Annotated in this window: 13 protein-coding genes and 1 pseudogene; 7 read left to right on the top strand and 7 right to left on the bottom strand. The window is 55.4% G+C overall.

Annotation, left to right across the window (positions count from 1 at the left end):
* The first annotated feature begins 3 nt into the window (after positions 1–3).
* From mfd to PHC90_09405, 5 genes are all read left to right on the top strand, one after another.
* Entirely contained in the window at positions 4–3,147 is a 3,144-nt protein-coding gene (gene mfd / locus PHC90_09425; protein ID MDD3846569.1) for a transcription-repair coupling factor, read from the top strand.
* An 89-nt stretch (positions 3,148–3,236) separates the two neighbouring features.
* Complete coding sequence (locus PHC90_09420) at positions 3,237–4,241, top strand: peptidylprolyl isomerase (GenBank protein MDD3846568.1); 1,005 nt, start codon at positions 3,237–3,239, stop codon at positions 4,239–4,241.
* Entirely contained in the window at positions 4,238–5,170 is a 933-nt protein-coding gene (locus tag PHC90_09415; protein MDD3846567.1) for a peptidyl-prolyl cis-trans isomerase, read from the top strand. Before PHC90_09420 ends, PHC90_09415 begins: the two co-directional genes overlap by 4 nt.
* An 88-nt stretch (positions 5,171–5,258) precedes the next feature.
* Positions 5,259–6,215 carry a 4-hydroxythreonine-4-phosphate dehydrogenase PdxA gene (pdxA, locus tag PHC90_09410; protein ID MDD3846566.1) on the top strand — a complete coding sequence of 319 codons (957 nt, stop codon included), beginning with the start codon at positions 5,259–5,261 and terminating at the stop codon, positions 6,213–6,215.
* A 268-nt stretch (positions 6,216–6,483) separates the two neighbouring features.
* Entirely contained in the window at positions 6,484–7,536 is a 1,053-nt protein-coding gene (locus PHC90_09405; GenBank protein ID MDD3846565.1) for a TRAP transporter substrate-binding protein, read from the top strand.
* On the opposite strand, the gene PHC90_09400 is transcribed toward PHC90_09405, so the two are convergent.
* The 5 genes and pseudogenes from PHC90_09400 to PHC90_09380 form a co-directional block, all read right to left on the bottom strand.
* A complete protein-coding gene (locus tag PHC90_09400) occupies positions 7,517–8,404 on the bottom strand; it encodes a phosphoribosylaminoimidazolesuccinocarboxamide synthase (GenBank protein MDD3846564.1) in 888 nt (295 codons plus the stop codon). The genes PHC90_09405 and PHC90_09400 overlap by 20 nt on opposite strands.
* A gap of 12 nt (positions 8,405–8,416) precedes the next feature.
* Positions 8,417–8,581: a rubredoxin gene (locus tag PHC90_09395; protein MDD3846563.1), complete on the bottom strand. Its 165-nt coding sequence runs from the start codon at positions 8,579–8,581 to the stop codon at positions 8,417–8,419.
* Between the two features lie 93 nt (positions 8,582–8,674).
* Positions 8,675–9,106, bottom strand: a pseudogene (locus PHC90_09390) (flavin reductase family protein).
* A 32-nt stretch (positions 9,107–9,138) separates the two neighbouring features.
* Positions 9,139–10,002, bottom strand: coding sequence for a 2-oxoacid:ferredoxin oxidoreductase subunit beta (locus tag PHC90_09385; GenBank protein MDD3846562.1), 864 nt, complete (start codon positions 10,000–10,002; stop codon positions 9,139–9,141).
* Entirely contained in the window at positions 9,989–11,695 is a 1,707-nt protein-coding gene (locus PHC90_09380) for a 2-oxoacid:acceptor oxidoreductase subunit alpha (protein ID MDD3846561.1), read from the bottom strand. The genes PHC90_09385 and PHC90_09380 overlap by 14 nt, the downstream gene beginning before the upstream one ends.
* A gap of 120 nt (positions 11,696–11,815) precedes the next feature.
* Between PHC90_09380 and rnr the strand changes: the two genes are divergently transcribed.
* Both rnr and PHC90_09370 read left to right on the top strand, forming a co-directional pair.
* A complete protein-coding gene (rnr, locus tag PHC90_09375; protein MDD3846560.1) occupies positions 11,816–13,930 on the top strand; it encodes a ribonuclease R in 2,115 nt (704 codons plus the stop codon).
* A 71-nt stretch (positions 13,931–14,001) separates the two neighbouring features.
* A complete protein-coding gene (locus PHC90_09370) occupies positions 14,002–17,265 on the top strand; it encodes a PAS domain S-box protein (protein MDD3846559.1) in 3,264 nt (1,087 codons plus the stop codon).
* 167 nt (positions 17,266–17,432) lie between these two features.
* Here PHC90_09370 and PHC90_09365 read toward each other — a convergent pair whose 3' ends face one another.
* Complete coding sequence (locus PHC90_09365; protein MDD3846558.1) at positions 17,433–17,912, bottom strand: chemotaxis protein CheW; 480 nt, start codon at positions 17,910–17,912, stop codon at positions 17,433–17,435.
* A 33-nt stretch (positions 17,913–17,945) separates the two neighbouring features.
* Positions 17,946–18,245: hypothetical protein (locus PHC90_09360; GenBank protein ID MDD3846557.1), on the bottom strand; the 300-nt coding region annotated here is incomplete at its 5' end.

Here is an 18,245-nt window from a genome sequence, read left to right as displayed (position 1 = left end):
TGCTTGTACATAACCGGCAGAGCGGGCTCCTTTGTCTCATTCCTCGTCGCTCACAGGAAGGGCAGGACACTGGTCCTGTACGAGGATGACAATTCGGCGGATCTCCTGAGGGAGGAGATCGCCTATTACGGCAACAGAGAGGTGGCCTTCTTCCCGCCCTGGGAGATGCGTTTTTTCGAGCAAGAAGATGACCTGAAGCGCGGCGGGTTTCTCTATCGTCTCGCAACGGACGACACCTTCATAGGGCTCTTTCCCGTTGCCTCAATGTCCCGCCCACTGCCCGCCCCCGAAAGCGTTTCCGATGATATCATGACCATACACGTGGGCGATGCCGTCTTTATGGAAGACATTCACGACAACCTTGACAGGAAAGGTTTTGAACTTGCTCCCCTCGTGCGCGAGGCCGGCCAGTACGCGAAACGGGGCAGCATCATCGATTTTTTTTCACCCGCCTCGGACAAACCCGTGCGTTGCGAGTTCATAGGCGACCAGATACTCTCCCTGAGATATTTCAACCCCCTTTCCCAGAGGTCGGACAAAGAGCTCACCCATTGCGACATAACGTCCATCATAAAGAGGGATGACGCCGGCCCGTCCACCATCATGGATTATCTTGACGGGCCCCTTACACTCGTTCATCCCGGTGCCTCCTGCATCGACCAGGCCCTCGATGGGGCCGATCCGACGATCAGACAGGGCTGGATAAGACTTCTGCGCGAGACGCCGCAGATCGACCTTTCGGGCATCGTGGGCCCCGGAGAGGAGCAAAGGATACTCAAAGCGGTGTCGAACGATGACTTGAGACAGCTCTTCCTCCTCCACAAGACAGAGATATTTCACATACTCCGGGAGAAGCTGCAAAAAGAATGGTCCCACTATCCCTTTGTTTACCTCTTTGCCAATACAGGGCATCAGGCAAAGAGGCTCCAGGAGATATTCGAGAACTACGGCCTTGTTTTGCCCGTCCTCCCCGGGATATCCTACCCGAAACGATCCAGGGAATGGGGAATCATCGAGGGCCCCATACGCAGGGGCTTCAGGACGGACGACATCATCGTCCTCACGGAAGATGATATAGCCGGGCCCAAGAAAAGGGTCGTCAAAAAACAGTGGGGGAGTCGCGATGAGTTTCTTGCGTCCTTCAAGGACCTCACCCCGGGCGAACTTGTTGTCCATGTGGACCACGGCATCGGCGTCTACCGGGGCATCGTTCCCCTGACCGTCAACAGGTTCACGAAAGACTTTCTTCTTATCGAGTACCTCGGCGGGGATAAACTCTACGTTCCTGTCGACGATCTCCACCTGGTACAAAAATTCATCGGCGGCGAGAAATTCAAACCCAAGGTTGACCGGCTGGGTTCCAAATTCTGGATAAACACGAAGAAGCGGGTGCGCAGGCAGATCGAGGACATGGCCGGAGAGCTCCTTGAGATCTATGCGGAAAGACAGATGTCACGGGGTCACAGCTACCCGCCCGAGGACGAGCTCTTCAGGGAAATGGAATCCCGTTTCGAATACGAGGAGACCGAGGGTCAGATCAACGCCATAAACGACGTTCTCGCGGACCTCGGAAGCACACGCCCCATGGACAGGCTCGTCTGCGGCGATGTGGGCTTTGGCAAGACCGAGGTGGCACTGAGGGCTGCTTTCAAGGCCGTCCTTGATGGAAAACAGGTGGCTGTCCTCGTGCCCACCACCGTCCTTGCCCAGCAGCACTTCAAGACCTTCAGCGACCGCTTCTCCGAGTATCCCATTGCCCTCAACATGCTGTCGCGTTTCCGGACGAAGGAACAACAGGCGGAAACGGTGCGGCTCCTCGACAAGGGACAGGTCGACATCATTATCGGCACCCACAGGCTCCTGCAGAAAGATGTGTCCTTCCGCGACCTCGGGCTTGTCATCATCGATGAGGAACACCGCTTCGGGGTGAAACACAAGGAGATGCTCAAGGTCATCAAGAAGACCGTTGACGTCCTCACGCTCAGTGCCACACCCATTCCGAGGACCCTGTATATGGCGACATCCGGCATCAGGGACCTGAGCGTCATCGACACACCCCCCCTCGACCGCCACGCCGTCAGGACCACGGTGGTGAAATTCAACGACGCCGTGCTATCACGAGGGATAAGGAACGAGCTTGAAAGGTCGGGACAGGTCTTCTTTGTTCACAACTTCATACACAACATAGGCGTTGTCCACGACCATCTGGCGAGGATCGTCCCCGAGGCCCGCATTGCCGTCGCCCACGGCCAGATGAGCGGAAGCAGGCTCGAGAAGATAATGGTGGACTTCATCGAGAAGCGCTACGATATCCTCCTTTCGACGAACATCATCGAATCGGGACTCGACATATCGAACGTGAACACCATATTCATCAACAACGCACACAGGATGGGCCTTGCTGACCTGTACCAGCTCAGGGGCAGGGTCGGAAGGAGCACCCGGCAGGCCTACGCCTACCTCCTCGTTCCCAGCGAAGAGAACCTGGCAAAAGACTCCCGCCTGCGGCTCAAGATCATCGAAGAGCTCACCGACCTTGGCTCCGGCTTCCAGATCGCGAACTACGACCTCGAGATACGGGGCGCCGGCAACCTCGTGGGCAAAGAGCAATCGGGCAATGTCAATCTCGTCGGTTTCGAGCTTTATTGCGACATGCTCGAAGAGACCATGAACAAGCTCAAGAACAGAGACGTCATCCCCGAGGAAGAGGTCAACACGGAAATGAATATCCCCGTGAACGCATTCATACCCGACGCCTATATCCAGGACGCCACCCAAAAGCTCCTCATGTATAAGCGCCTCTCCCGCGTTCGTCACGAGGAGGAGCTCCGGGAACTGGAAAGCGAGCTCAAGGATCGCTACGGCACCCTGCCCTCTCCACTGACGAACCTCCTGGAGGTCATCTCCCTCAAGTCCCTCCTGGCAAGTCTCAAGGTTCGCAGGATCGAACAGACCAACAGGCAGGTAATTCTCCATGTCACGGAGCGAACCCCCCTTGATATGAAACGGCTCCTCGCTCTGGCCACTGACAGCGGCAGGGGGATCAAACTCCTTCCCGACGGACGGATCGTCATCCGCTCCGATCTTCATGAGGGGGAACTCATGAATTTCATAAGAAATATATTGATGGAGATCGCGCCCCTGTGATATAAGAGTTCGTTAAGGGCTAATTTCATCGCCGTCTTGTGTAATCGGGTTATCCCGGTCAAAATACTATCGGTGAGATAAGTTGATATATGCTGCAAAATCGAGAAGGGTGGAAGAGGTGGAGAATGAAAAATGCGGTAATCTGCCTGTGTTTGGCGCTATGTCTCTTTGCGTGCGATAAAAAAGACGATAGCAAGGTGCTCGTCACCATAAACAATGATAAGATCACCACGAGTGAGTTCAACAAGGAACTCGACAAGATACCTATGAACATGAAGATGATGGTCGCCTCCGAAAGCGGCAAGAGAACCTACCTCGACAGGCTGATCATAAAGAAACTCCTCCTGGCGGAGGCCCAGAAGGGCAATATCGAAAAGGACAAGGAGTTCGAGAACAGGCTGGCAGAGATCAGAGAACAACTCATTATAGAGTCGCTCCTCAAGAAGAAGCTCACCGCCGGCGCAAACATCACCGAGGAAAGCCTCCGGAAGTACTACGAAAAGAACAAGGAAAAATTCCGGAAAGACCGGGAGATCAACACCCGCCATATCCTCCTGAAGTCCGAGGATGAGGCGAGACAGGTGAGAGATAAACTGCAGGCCGGTGAGGATTTCAGCGAGCTCGCCAGAAGGTATTCCATCGACCCCAATGCCAAGACAACGGGAGGCGAGGTCGGTTTCCATCCCAAAGGCACCCTTTTGCCCGAGTACGAGGCAGCGGCATTCAAGCTTTCCAAGGTGGGCCAGACGAGCGGCATCGTCAAAACCCAGTTCGGCTATCACATAATACGGCTCGAGGGGACAAGACCGCCAGCGTACGTCCCGTTCGAAGAGGTAAAGGATTTCATCAAGCAGCAGCTCGTTCAGGACACCCAGAAGGAAGTGCTCGACAAGTACATCGAGGAATTGAAGAAAAAGGCCAAGATCACCATCAACGAAGACCTTTTGAAGGATCAGGCTCCAACGGGTGCTGCAAAACCCGAAGCGACAACTGCAAAACCTGAAGTTAAGGAGACCCCATCAAGCAAGCCTGCGGGATCCAAGACAGGGACGGCAACCCCGTCAGGCAAGGAAACGGTACCAAAGAGCAAATGAAACTCATACCACGACTCATCATCGCTGCAGCCCTTATCACCCTGACCGGTCTTGGCGCCCAGGCCGAGGTCATCGACCGGGTCATCGCCATCATTAACGACGACATCGTCACCCTCAAGGATTTCGAGGCCTTCGTCAAGATCGAGAAACGAACGAAATTCACTTCTATCGACGAGTATTTCAGAAACCTGCAGATGAAGGATAGGCTCGAGACCTACGTAGAGGGCATCCTCATCAAACAACAGGCAAAGAAAATGGGGATCGTCGTGACGGACAGCGAAGTGGCGGCTTTCGTCGAAGGCATCAAAAAACAGAATCTCATCACCGACGCCGAGTTGAAGGAACAGTTGAGAAAGGACAATGTCACCTACGTGCAGTTCACGGAGGGTATCAGGCTGAACATCCTCAGGACCAGGCTCCTCATACGCGTGGTCTCCACGGAGATCAAGATAACGGAACAGAGCCTGAGGAATTACTACGACAGCCATCAGGACCTTTTTCGCGAGGAGGAGTTCCATCTCCAGCAAATATATATCTCCGGTCAGCACCCGGACATCCGGGAACGGGCGGATAAGGCATATACGCAGTTGACGTCGGGAACACCCTTTGCGGATGTGGCCCGCAGCCTCTCTGATGATCCTTCCGCCAAGCAGGGAGGGGATATCGGTTTCGTAAAGAGAAGCGACCTTCTGCCCACCCTGAGGGAGTCCTTGAGAAATCTCGCCCCGGGGTCTTTCACCATGGTCGTCCCCACGCAATACGGCCTGCACATACTGAAGCTCATCGATGTTAAGAAGGCCGACGTCCTCCCATACGAGGCCGTCAAGAAGGTCATCAACGAACGCATGGTCATGGAGGAATCGAACAAGCGTTACCGTGACTATATGGACAAGCTTAAGAAGACCTCCTATATTGAGGTCAAGATCTAGGTTTCCCAACGCATGACTGGAAAATTGTCTCCAACAGCCTGCAGATCATATACGTCATGAAGGACCTGCGGGAAAGGGCTCCTCGATCATGGACCGCATAGCCGTTACCATGGGCGACCCTGCCGGCATAGGCGCCGAGATCATATTGAGCTCGCTTTCCCGCCTTGCCCTGCGAAGCATACCTGTGGTCATCGGAGACATCACGGTTCTAGACGCGCTTTGGGCCAGGCTGCCTTCCCTGCCGCGGCCTTCCTTCGCGGCGGCGGGACGGGGTGCTTTCGGGGATGTTGAATTCATCGACCTCGGGCTCATCGATACCGTTGTGCCCGGCAGGTCGAACGGCAGCTGCGGCAGAGCCTCATACGGATATATCGAGGAGGCGTTGAAGCGTGTATTCACCGGCGACGTGTCGGCCATTGTCACCTGTCCCATAGCCAAATCCTCGCTCCGTCTCGGCGGCATTCCCTTTCCGGGTCATACTGAGCTTCTCGCCCATGCGGCAGGAGTGGACAGTTACATCATGATGCTCGCAAACCCGAGGATAAGGGTGAGCCTCGTTACCATCCACATCCCCCTCGCGACCGTGCCGGCTCAGATAACGGAAGAGAAGGTCTTCCGTTCCATAGCCACCACCTCCCTCTCACTTCAGCAGCGCTTCTCGATCAACCGCCCGGCCATCAAGGTGTGCGGCCTCAACCCTCACGCCGGAGAGCAGGGCCTCATCGGGCACGAGGAGGACGGCATCACGCGGGCCATACTCCGGGCTCAGGGAATGGGCATGGATGTATCAGGCCCCTACCCAGCCGATTCCCTCTTTCACAATATCGACTGCGACGCTTACATCGCCATGTATCATGACCAGGGCCTGATACCGGTAAAGACCATCGACTTCAGGAAGACCGTCAATATCACGCTGGGGCTGCCTTTCGTGCGGACATCGCCGGGCCACGGCACCGGCTTCGATATAGCCGGCAAGGGCGTCGCCGATCCCGCGAGCCTCATCGAGGCTTACAGGACCGCAGAGACAATGACGGGCAAGGAATAGCCGCAAAACAGGTCCTGTCAACGAATTTGTTGACACTCACCGCATTTCCATGATAAAAACAGGCCATGCAAAAAACAACGGAGCGTCGTATCATGAATTCAGAATGGGCTTGGTGGTGGCGGACATAGAAGGTGTGAGACCGTAAATGTTCGGCCATGGACGGTTTCGCGCCGTCCATGGCCTTTCTAGTTTTAGGGCCATGGGTTTTCAATAACCTGTGGCCTTTTTTGTGCAGATCAGGACATTCATTAAATGAGGAGGTTGTACGATGAAAAAACAAAGGAGTCTGTCATTACTCACGGCGATCTTCATTTTCGCCGCCGTCTTTCTTGTCAATTCCGGAGGGCAGGCGGCGTCCATCACGCTCAAGTACGCCAACTTCCCGCCCGCGTCCACCTTCCCCTCCGTCCAGATGGAGAGATGGGCCAGGGAGGTCGAAAAGAGAACGGGCGGCAGGGTGAAGGTCCTGACCTTTCCCGGAGGTACCCTCCTGCCGGCGAAGAACATCTTTGACGGCGTAGTCACAGGCATGGCTGATGTCGGTAACTTCGCAATGAGCTACCAGCCGGGAAGGTTTCCCGTCTCCGAGGCCATCGATCTGCCCGTCGGTTTCAAGAACGCCCGGGCATCCAGTATGGCCCTGTTCGACCTTATTCAGAAATATCAGCCCAGGGAATTCGGCAGGGTAAAGGTGATCACCGTCTTCACCTGCCCGCCCGCCGACTTCATGACGAAGGTACCCGTAAGGTCCCTCAGGGAGATCAAGGGAATGGAATTGAGGACCTCGGGGACGGGGACGGATGTGCTCAGGCGAATCGGCGCGATGCCCGTAGGAATGCCCCAATCCGAGGCCCCCGAGGCCATCCAGAAAGGGATAGTCCAGGGAAACGTCTCCTCCATGGAGATACTGAAGGACTTTAACTTCTCTTCATACCTTCCTTATGCGACAGAGGCCAACCTTTTTGTCGTGTCCTTTGCCGTCGTCATGAACAAGGAGAGATGGGACTCCCTTCCTGACGATGTGAAGAAGGTCATCGACGGCCTTGCAAGGGAGCAGGCGGAATGGACCGGAGCCTATGTGGACAACCATGTCAGAGAGGCCCTCGAATGGTCGAAGAAGAAATACAACCATGAGGTCATCCGATTGTCCGTCGCCGATCAGAAGGAGATAGCGCGGGTCACCAAACCGATGATCGACGATTACATCAGGAAGGTCACATCCCGGGGACTGCCCGGTAAAGAGATAATGAGGGACGTATACGCCCTGAAGCAGAAGTATGAGAAGAAGTACAAATGCTCCTCTACACTTCTTCCCCGCTGAGGATCTTGTAGATCTCTTTGTATCTTTCCGACGTTTTCTTCGCTACCTCCGGGGGGAGTTCAGGGCCGGGGTAGGTCTTCGGCCAGTCGAGGGTGTTGAGATAGTCGCGAACTATCTGTTTGTCGTAGCTGTCCTGAGACTTGCCGGGGGCATAATCCTTGAGCGACCAGAAACGGGACGAATCGGGGGTAAGCACCTCGTCTATAAGGAATACATTGCCTTCGATGACGCCGAACTCAAACTTGGTATCGGCGACTATGATGCCCCTTTTCTCCCCTATGTCCCGCGCCTTTTCGTAGATGGCGATGCTCGTGTCGCGCACCTTCTTCGCGTAATCGTCGCCTATGATCTTCATCGCCTCTTCAAAGGAGATGTTGAGATCGTGTCCTTCGTCGGCCTTCGTTGAGGGCGTGAAGACGGGTTTTGCAAGCTTCGAGGACTCCTTGAGCCCTCCGGGGAGGCTGATTCCGCACACTGTTCCCGACTTTTTGTATTCGTTCCAGCCGGAACCCGCAAGATATCCCCTGACGACGCACTCGACGGGCAGAACCTTCGCCTTCCTGACGAGCATGCTCCTGTCCCTGAGCGCCTCGGCGTATCTCTCCAGGGCCGCTGGATATCTATCCACATCCGTCTCTATGATATGGTTGGGGACGACATCCTCCATCTGCCTGAACCAGAAAAGGGAGAGTTTCGTGAGGATCTTTCCCTTGTCCTCTATGCCCGTGGGAAGGACAACGTCAAAGGCCGAAAGCCTGTCTGTGGCCACGATGAGCAATTGATCGCCCAGATCGTAAATGTCGCGAACCTTGCCCTTCTTCGGTGTTCCCAGGGTCTCAAAGTTTGTGTCCCGCAGTATGCCAGTCATATTCACTCTCCGTTATACTTTTGAAAATTCGCTCTTCGCCGCGTTGCAGATCGGACAGGTGAACGTGTCCGGAAGGTCCTCGAACCGGGTTCCCGGAGCGATGCCTATCTGGGGAACACCCTCGGCCGGATCGTAGACCCAACCGCAGGCATTGCAGACGTACTTGCCTGAATCCACGGGCGACACGGGCCGCGCGTCTTCCTGCACATATGTGGGAGCCGTCTTCGGCGATTTTCCGCCCTTGACCGTATGATAGTATGCGTAGGTCATCGGCTCGGCGTCGCTCAGAAGATCGCAATCGATCACCTTGCCTATGAATATCGTATGACTGCCCACGTCGGTCATGTTCAGGACCTCGCACTCGAGGAAACCGACGGTGCTGTCGAGGACGATGGGCGCGCCTGTTCCGCCCGGCCTGTGACCGGTGTCCGCAAATTTGTCAATGTCCCTGCCGGACTTGAAACCGAATTTGCCGATAAGCGTCATGGGAGCGTATTTCGAAAGGATCGAGACGGTGAACACCTTACTTGACGATATATAATCATGGGTCAGGTTCTGCTTGTTGATACTGATGGCCATCGTCGGCGGATCCGACGTGATCTGAAAGGCCGTGTTGGCTATCTGCCCGTTCAGTTTCCCATCTTTCGTCGAACTGATAATGTAGACACCGTAGCAAATCTTCTGAATAGCCTTGAGATTCATTCCCTCCTCCTCCTTCGAACACGACTTGTGGTTCAGTAGAATTCCTTCAGAGATGCAGACAGCTTTTCCTTCAGCTCCTGCCACCTGGCCAACCTGTCCACGAGAGGCGCTCCGCTTATGACAGGAATTCTCTTCTCCAGGCATGGGCGATCATTTCTGTATATCACGCCGAGAGGTATCCTGTCACCCCACTCCAGCGCCTTTGCAAAGGCCTTCACCCTGTCCCGGGGATCGTGTTCGTCTCCCATGCGATAGACCCTATTCCCATACCATTCATATGTATTGACCTTGTTCAGGGAAACGCAGGGCTGGAGTATGTCGACAAGGGAAAACCCGTCATAGTTGAAAGCCAACCGGATGAGCTCTTTGAGATGTTCATGGTCGCCCGCATAACCCCTCGCCACAAAACCGCAATCCAAAGCCACCGCCATCGCCATTGGGTTGAACTGCTCCGAAAGGACACCGAAAGGCTGGTTCTTGGTTACCATGCCCTCCATGCTCGTGGGCGAGGCCTGCCCCTTTGTGAGTCCGTAGATCTGGTTGTCGTGAACGAAGAGCTTCACGCCGATGTTGCGCCTCATGGTATGAAGAAGGTGGTTTCCCCCCTCGCCGTACATATCGCCGTCTCCGCCGACGGCCACGACGAGCATCCTATGATTGGCAAGCTTTATCCCCGTTGCAACGGGAAGCGCCCTTCCGTGAAGCCCGTTGAAGGTATTGCAGCGGATGTAGTGAGGAAACTTGCCCGCCTGTCCTATACCCGACACGATGCAAAACTGGTGGGGTTCGATACCTTCGGCTTCAAGGGCCTCCTTGAAGGCCTTCAAAATGGAATAATTTCCGCACCCCGGGCACCAGGCCGGTACTTCCCCCAGATATCTGTCAAGTCCTTCCACTGAGCTCCTCCAGGAGTTCCTCGACCAGGAACGGTCTCCCATCGTACCGCAGGATCATGTCCGTGACCCCGTAACCCGTCTGGTCCTTCAGCAACCGGGCGAACTGACCCGTCGCGTTGTTCTCTATGGAGATCGTTCTCCTTGCCCTCTTAAGCACCTCCAGATGATCCTTCAGGCGGGGAAAGGGGAATATCTCGCTGAAATGAAGCATCGCCATCTTCTTTTCGGCCATGAGTTCCACTGCTTCCCTGACAACACCGTATGTCGAACCCCATGATACCAGGACGGTTTCTGGCTCCTCTGAGCCGAGGAACAAGGGGGGGGATATCTCATCCCTGATAGCGTCGACCTTCAGGAAGAGCCGTTTCTCCACCATCTTTTTCCGCGTCTCTGCATCCTCGATGATATGCCCCGCCTCGCCGTGCTCATCGCTATCAGTGACAACGACGTGCCTGGTTTTCCCTGGTATCCCGAAAGGCGACACACCCGTGGATGTGAAAGCGTGTCTTCTGTATCCATCGAAACCATCAAGCTCCTCGGCTGCGGCGCGGTAGTCGTGCATCGGGAGATCATCGACTGAAAAACTCTCCATCGTCCATTGCGTGTCGGAAAGATATTGATCGGTCATCACAAATACGGGGACCTGGTATTTCTGGGAAAGGTCGAATGCCTTCGCAGTCAGGGACAAGGCCTGCCGCGGATCACCCGGCGCGAATATGACGCGGGGGAATTCACCATGACCGGCGTTGAGGGCAAAGAGGAGATCGGCCTGTTCGGTCTTCGTCGGCAGTCCTGTCGCAGGACCTGGTCTCTGGGCGAGGGCGATAACGATGGGAGTCTCCGTCATGGCGGCAAGGGAAAGACCCTCCGTCATGAGAGCAAAACCACCCCCCGATGTTCCCGTCATTGACCGGACCCCGGCAAATGAAGCCCCGAGCGCCATATTGATGGCGGCTATCTCGTCTTCCGCCTGTTCGACAACCATCCCGTATTCCTTCGCCTTTGAACTGAGAAAAAGCATGATGCCAGTGGAGGGTGTCATGGGATAGGCACTGTAAAATCCGCAGCCCCCCGCCAGCGCCCCGAAACCGATGGCATCATTGGCGCCGACAAGCATCCTGGGGGTGCCCGTGGAATGAAGGGTAAAGGCACAGCGCCCGCAATTCTTCACTGCATGCTCGTAGCCGGCTATGGCGGCCAGCCTGTTCTGTTCCCGTGTCCCATCGTCCTTCTTCTTCAACAAGCCTTTGATGATCTCGAAAAGGGGATCCAGGGGAAAGCCCAGCATGCCCAGAATGGTCCCGGTAGCCACCGTATTGGCTGCTATCCGCTCTGCGCCCATGTCCGCGGCGAGCTTTGCAAAAGGGACATCAAAGAATTGAGGCCCCTTGAAACTCTCCTTCAACAATAACGAGTCATAGACGATGATGCCCTGTCCGGCGACCTCGCGTTCATGAAGCGTGATCGACGCCCTGTCGAAGGCAACAAGGATATCAAGGTCTCTGCGGGGCGCATAGACGGGCTGATCGGCCAGGCGTATCTGGTAGAAGTTGTGCCCGCCGCGGATCCGTGATTCGTAATCCTGATTGGTAAAGACGTGGTATCCCAGCCTCGACAGCACCTTTGCAAGGGCATCGCCTATCGTCTGTATCCCCTGCCCCGCCTCCCCGCCTATCTTTATGGTATAATCCATTTCCCTTCCAAACCATCATTATAGAGGGTTGACCGGTAAATATCAACTGCTGTGCCCCCTAATGGGTTGGAAGCGCCTTGCAAACGTGGTATAAGGTGGAAGGCGCACATTAAGGAACTTATGAGAAAAAGGAAAAAGGAGACCCAGCCCATCACCGACGCCCAGGTCCTCAGGGCGCTTTCCGGTGCACGGCGTCCCGTCGGCATCGAAGAACTCGAAATCGCCTTCAGGCGCGCACGGCCGAACCGCCGGGAACTGTTGCGGATCCTCGGCACCCTCATTGCAAAGGGCCGGGTGATAGAACTGAGGAACAAGAGGTTCGGGCTGACGAAGGAAATGGACCTCGTTTCCGGGACACTATGGTGCACCCGGAGCGGCAACGGTTTTGTCATACCCGACGCCGAAGGGACCAAGGACGTCTTCGTATCGTCCCGCAATTTCAATAACGCCGTCCACGGCGATCGTGTCACCGTGAGGCTCGACCACTATTCACGGGGCAAGCCGGAAGGTAAGGTCATACGTATAACTCAGCGTAAATCCAACAATATCATAGGGTTTACTAAATTCCATGATAAACGTCTTTATGTAATACCAGAAGATTACCGATATAACACTGAATATTTTGTTCCCACGCCAAACAAGGATATCGGGGACGGTGAACTGGTCGTCGCTGAAGTTACCGCCTTCCCCGGCGAGAAAATAGAGCCGGAGTGCAGGATCCAGAAGGTCCTTGGCGACCTGACAAGTGTCGCGGCCGTCGGAAGGTTCATCGAATACAAGCATTCCCTTTCCCGGCGCTTTGCAAGACTCGTTGAGGAAGAGGCACGCGAAGCGGTGACGACCCTCACATCGCGGGGGCGGGAAGATCAACGAGATCTCAGGTTCGTCACTATCGATGGGAAGAACGCCCGGGACTTCGACGACGCCGTAGCCATCGAGCGAAGGGCTGCGGGTTTCATTCTCCATGTGGCCATCGCCGATGTCTCTCATTACGTGAAGGCGGGCTCAGCCCTTGACCAGGAGGCCTATAAGCGCGGTACGAGCGTCTATTTTCCCGACAGGGTCCTTCCCATGCTGCCGAAGATGCTCTCCAACGGCATATGCAGCCTCAATCCTCTCGAAGATAGGTACACGGTCACCGCAACACTTGAGTTCAACAGAGACGGCGCGGTCACAAACGCCTCCTTTCATCCCTCGATCATACGAAGCGTCATGCGCCTGACCTACGAGGCCGTCGAAAAGGCCGTCGTGGGCAACGACGGAAGAACCCGGCGCAAACTCAAGACCTGCCTTGCAGACCTTACCGACATGGCCGAGCTTGCGGGGCTCATCACCTGCGCGCGCGAGAAAAGGGGCAGCATCGATTTCGACCTTCCCGAACCAGAGGTCACTCTCGACATCAAGGGAGGTATCAGCCAGATCATTCGGGCACAGCGCCTTTATTCGCACCGCATCATTGAGGAGTTCATGATAGCGGCGAACGAGGCGGTCGCACGCTATTTTGAGTCACGGGGCATCCCGGCTCTTTTCAGGATCCACGAGGCCCCTGAAATGGACAAGCTCCGCGACTTCGAACGACTCCTTCAGGGCCTGGGGATCGGGTACAAGAAGACCGCTTCTTCCCGCGCCCTGCAGGAAGTGCTCAACAATGTCTGCGATACCAAGTACGAGTTCATAGTCAACCGGGTCCTCCTGCGCTCGATGAAGCAGGCCCGTTACTTCGCCCATAACCGGGGTCATTACGGCCTTGCATCGGAGAGCTATCTCCATTTCACATCTCCCATACGCAGGTATCCCGACCTTGTCTGTCACAGGATATTGAAAGGCGCCCTTGCGGGCAGACCGCCCGCCTATAACGAGGAGGAACTGGCCGAGATGGCCACTCGCCTCTCGGAAAGGGAGCGTCTCGTAATGGATGCCGAGCGTGAGCTTGAAGACAGGGTCCGCATCCTTTATATGAAAGACAGGGTCGGAGAGGTCTTCGAGGGCATCATCTCCCACGTCACTTCCTTCGGGTTCTTCGTAGAGCTTTCGGAGGTGTTCGTGGAGGGTCTCGTTCTCGTTTCAAGCCTCAGTGACGACTATTACCACTTCGAGGAAGACCGTTTCAGGATAACGGGGGGCAGGACCAGGAAGAGCTATCGTGTCGGTGATGCCGTAACGATCAAGGTAGTCCTGGCTGATGTGACCTCCAACAGGCTCCATTTCGAGGTTGCCGCCGCCGGGAGTATGTGACAGAAAAAGCTTAATACAATTCAGGTTTTGATGATACGATAGTTGAGATAACACCATCCTTGGAAAAGCAGATGCCCGCGGAGGATACAACGAGACCCTCAAAGCATGCAGGGAGCCGCCCCGGACGGCGCGGCAAAGAAGCCTCCAATAAATCGGGTATGGGGAAAGGCCGGCCTTCAAGGGCAACACAGGTCGGCTTCGCCGATCTTCTGGATCTAAAGGATATAGAGGACCTCCAGAGGACCTTCGCGGAAGCCTTTGGTGTCGCTTCGGTCCTTCTCGACCGCTCGGGCAGGCCGCTCACCGAATATGTCGGTTTCAGCACCGTTTTGAACACCCTTGCCAGAAATGACGGCCTGACCTTCCTCACCTGCATGGGCCCTTCTCTTACCAGCACGCATATGAATGGCCCGGAACCAGTCATAGAGCAATGCCCGCGATGCGGACTCCTTTATGGGATCGTTCCTATCACCGCCGGCAGGCACCGCCTCGCAAGCTGGCTTGTAGGACAGGTACTGGACACCAACGCCGACATGGAAGCGCTTCTCGCCGCAGCGGAAGCCGCGGGAGTGGACCGCAGGGGATATCGCCGCGCCCTTGCGGATGTCCCCCGCATGACACGGGGAAAGTTCGAAAAGATATGCCGTTCCATTTCCCTCATGGCCAAGCAGCTTTCCCTTCTCGCGGTGCAGAACATTCGACAGGCCCGCGACATTATTGCCCGGGAAAAGGTGCAGGAAGCATTGCGGGCGGGCGAACTGAGATACCGCCAGATGTTCAACAAAGACCCCTTCCCCTCCCTTGTCTACGACCTCGAGACCCTTGAGATAGTCGATGTCAACGACACCGCCCTCAGGAACTACGGGTACAGCCGCGAGGAATTTCTCTCCATGACCCTCATGGACCTCGTCGCGTCGCAGGAGATCCCCGCACTTCTCGATATACTTGCAAAACCGACCGAGAATCGATGCGCTGCTCCTTCGTGCCACGTGAAGAAGGACGGTACGGTCATGGACGTTGAGGTCACGGGGAGCCTGCTGGATTTCCCCGGAAAGCAATACCGCATCATCACCGCAATCGACGTGACGGGGCGCAAGAAAACGGAGGAACGGCTCAACTTCACGCAGGCGGTCGTGGATCGCGTCGTCGACTGCATCTTCTGGCTGGACAAGGATGCCCGCATCATCTACGTAAACGAGGCTGCATGCAGGACGACAGGATATTCCCGCGAGGAACTCCTGTCAATGACCATCTATGACATTGATCCCCATCTCACGAAGGAGGGCTGGGGCTTACACTGGAAGCAAAAAAAGGCTCTTGGATTCCTGCTTACGGAAGCCTATCACCGCAAGAAGGACGGCAGCGTCTATCCCGTGGAGATCTCCGGCAGCTATTTCTCGTACCGCGGGCAGGAGTACAACTGCACATTCGTCAGGGATATCACGGAGCGTAGAAAAGCGGAGCAACAGCTGCTCCTCACACAATTCACCGTTGATAAGGCAGCCGCCATCATCCTCTGGATAGGCGAGGACGCTCGGATAATGTACAGCAATGATGAGGCCTCCCGCTCTACAGGATATACGCGGGAGGAAATGCTGAACCTCCACCTCCCCGATATCGATCCCGGCTTCCCGTCCGCGGTCTGGAAAGACCATTGGGACAAGGTGAAGGACCAGGGCAGCATTGTCTTCGAATCCCGCCTGAGACGCAGGAACGGTTCTCGCTATCCCGTCGAGATATATGGGAACTACATGGAATACGGGGGCATCGGGTATATCTGCTCCATTATCTTTGACATCACCGAGAGGAAGAACACCGATGAGCTCCTGAAAATGACACGATTTTCGGTAGACCAATCGGCCATACCGACATTCTGGTTGAGCATGGGCGGCAAAGCTTTGCGCGTCAACAAGGCAGCTCTGGATTCCCTTGGCTACACGGAGAAGGAGATCCTCGGCATGAATGTCAGGGCATGGGATGAGGATTTCCCTTACAACCGGTGGAACCGCCAGTTCTGTCCCAATCTCAAGGCAAAACATTCCATGACGATAGAATCTAACTACAGGAGAAAGAACGGGACCAAGTTCCCCGTGGAGCTCAACCTGAATTACATGGAATACCGCGGTAACGAATACATCTTCGCCTTCGCCCACGACATCAGCGAGAGAAAACGGGCGGAAGAGGAACGAGCGAGGCTGCAAGCCCAGCTCCTTCAGTCCCAGAAAATGGAGGCCATCGGCCAGCTCGCCGGCGGCATCGCCCATGATTTCAACAACATCCTCACCGCCGTCATCGGTTACGGCAACCTTCTGGAAATGGAGATGCAGGCAGAAGACCCTCTTCATGCCTACGTCGAGGAGATCCTCGCTTCATCGGAAAAGGCGGTCAGTCTTACACAGAGCCTTCTTGCCTTCAGCAGGAAACAGACGATCGACGTCAAGCATCACGATGTCAACGACATCATCTCCGGGGTCGAGAACCTCCTGAAGAGGCTCCTTTCGGAAGATATAGACCTCAAGATTTCGCTGATGACCCCGGGTATCACCATCATGGCGGACATTACGCAGATCCAGCAGGTCCTCATCAACCTCGCTACCAATGCCCGGGATGCAATGCCCTCGGGCGGGATGCTTTCCATAGAGGCCGGACACGTCCGCCCTGACGACAGTTTTTTCAGGTCCCACCATGGAAAGGGTTCCCTCTACGCGATGATCTCCGTCTCCGATACAGGGACCGGCATGGATCAGCAGACCCGGGAGCGCATCTTCGACCCCTTCTTCACGACCAAAGAGGTTGGGAAAGGCACCGGCCTGGGCCTGTCGATCGTGTACGGCATCGTAAAACAGCATAACGGTTTCATTTCCGCTTATTCCGAAAGAGATGCGGGAAGTACATTCCACATCTACCTGCCCGCCGTCGAGCAAAAGACAGGGGGGCGAAGTCCGAAGCCTTCCCTCGTGAAAAAGGGCAGCGGCACGATCCTCCTCGCCGAGGACAATCCAGAGGTCCGCCGTCTCGCAAGCAACATTCTCACAAAAACGGGATACACAGTCATCGAGGCCGCCGATGGACAACAGGCCATCGACTCTTTCACGGCCCACCAGAACAGCATAGACCTCGTCATCGTCGATGTCGTCATGCCGCGAAGGAATGGCAGGCAAGTGATCGAACACGTCAAGGCATTGAGGCCCGACGCCAAGGTTCTTCTTACGAGCGGGTATGCAAGAGACATACTCTCCGACAAAGGTATAAGCGAGGCAGGGCTCGATTTCCTTGCAAAACCCCTTTCCCCTCATGAATTGCTTCAAAAGATCCAGGAGATGATGAAAGGATAAAAAACGGTTTCAGGTTTCAGAGACAGGACGATCGTTCTGTTCCTTTGCAGGGAGAAAAGCGTTGGATATGGAAACGGACCGGGAGACTTCCTTTGAACTCTCCATGGAATTCGACGGGGAAGACTCCCGGTCCGTTTTTGCCTGAAACCTGAGACTTGAAACCGTCTCTACTCGTTCGCAACCTTTGCGTCCGACAGGTCGGCGAACTCATCACTGGAAAACACCTTTGAGGTATCAAGGATAATAATGAAGCAATCATCCCTTTTTCCCATGCCCTTTATGAAATCGGCCCGCACGTGCGTGCCCATCCTGGGTGCAGGCTCTATGTTGGCCGCCTCGAGTTCGAACACCTCCTGCACGGAGTCAACGAGGGCTCCCATGACGATGTTCTCACTGCCGCAGGTAATCTCCACCACCACTATGCAGGTATTGATAGTCTTTTCCGTCCTGTCCATGTCAAATTTCTGCCTCATGTCCACCACGGGGACAACGCTTCCCCGGAGGTTGATGACACCCCGCATGAAGTCCGGCGCCCTCGGCACCTGGGTAACCCTGGTAAACTCAAGGATTTCCCGGACGTTTGCGACATCTATTGCAAAGACCTCATCGCCCAGTTGAAATGTCAGATACTGCTTTGTACTGTTCATCGATGACATCAGTAAGATCCTCCTCAGTCGTCGCTATGTCCTTTCAAACTCGGTATCGATATCCCTTGAGGCGTCCCGCAGGTCGAGCGCCACACCCTCTTCCTTGCTGTGGCCGTTGTTAGCCTTGCTGATCGCCGGTACATGCTTCGCCAGGGGCTTCTTCACCTGCTCCTGCCGGCCTTTGGCCTTCACCCCTTTACTGTCGATCCTGAAGAACCCGATGATGTCCTGGAGCTGCTCCGCCTGGGATGAGAGCTCCTCCGCGGTGGACGCCATCTCTTCCGTTGCCGACGCGTTCTCCTGGATGACCTGGTCGAGCTGCTGGATGGCCTT

It is taken from the genome of Syntrophorhabdaceae bacterium (assembly GCA_028698615.1).
Taxonomy (GTDB): domain Bacteria; phylum Desulfobacterota; class Syntrophorhabdia; order Syntrophorhabdales; family Syntrophorhabdaceae; genus Delta-02.
Note: the sequence above shows the minus strand (reverse complement) of the source record. Positions and strands in the feature narration are given on the sequence as shown.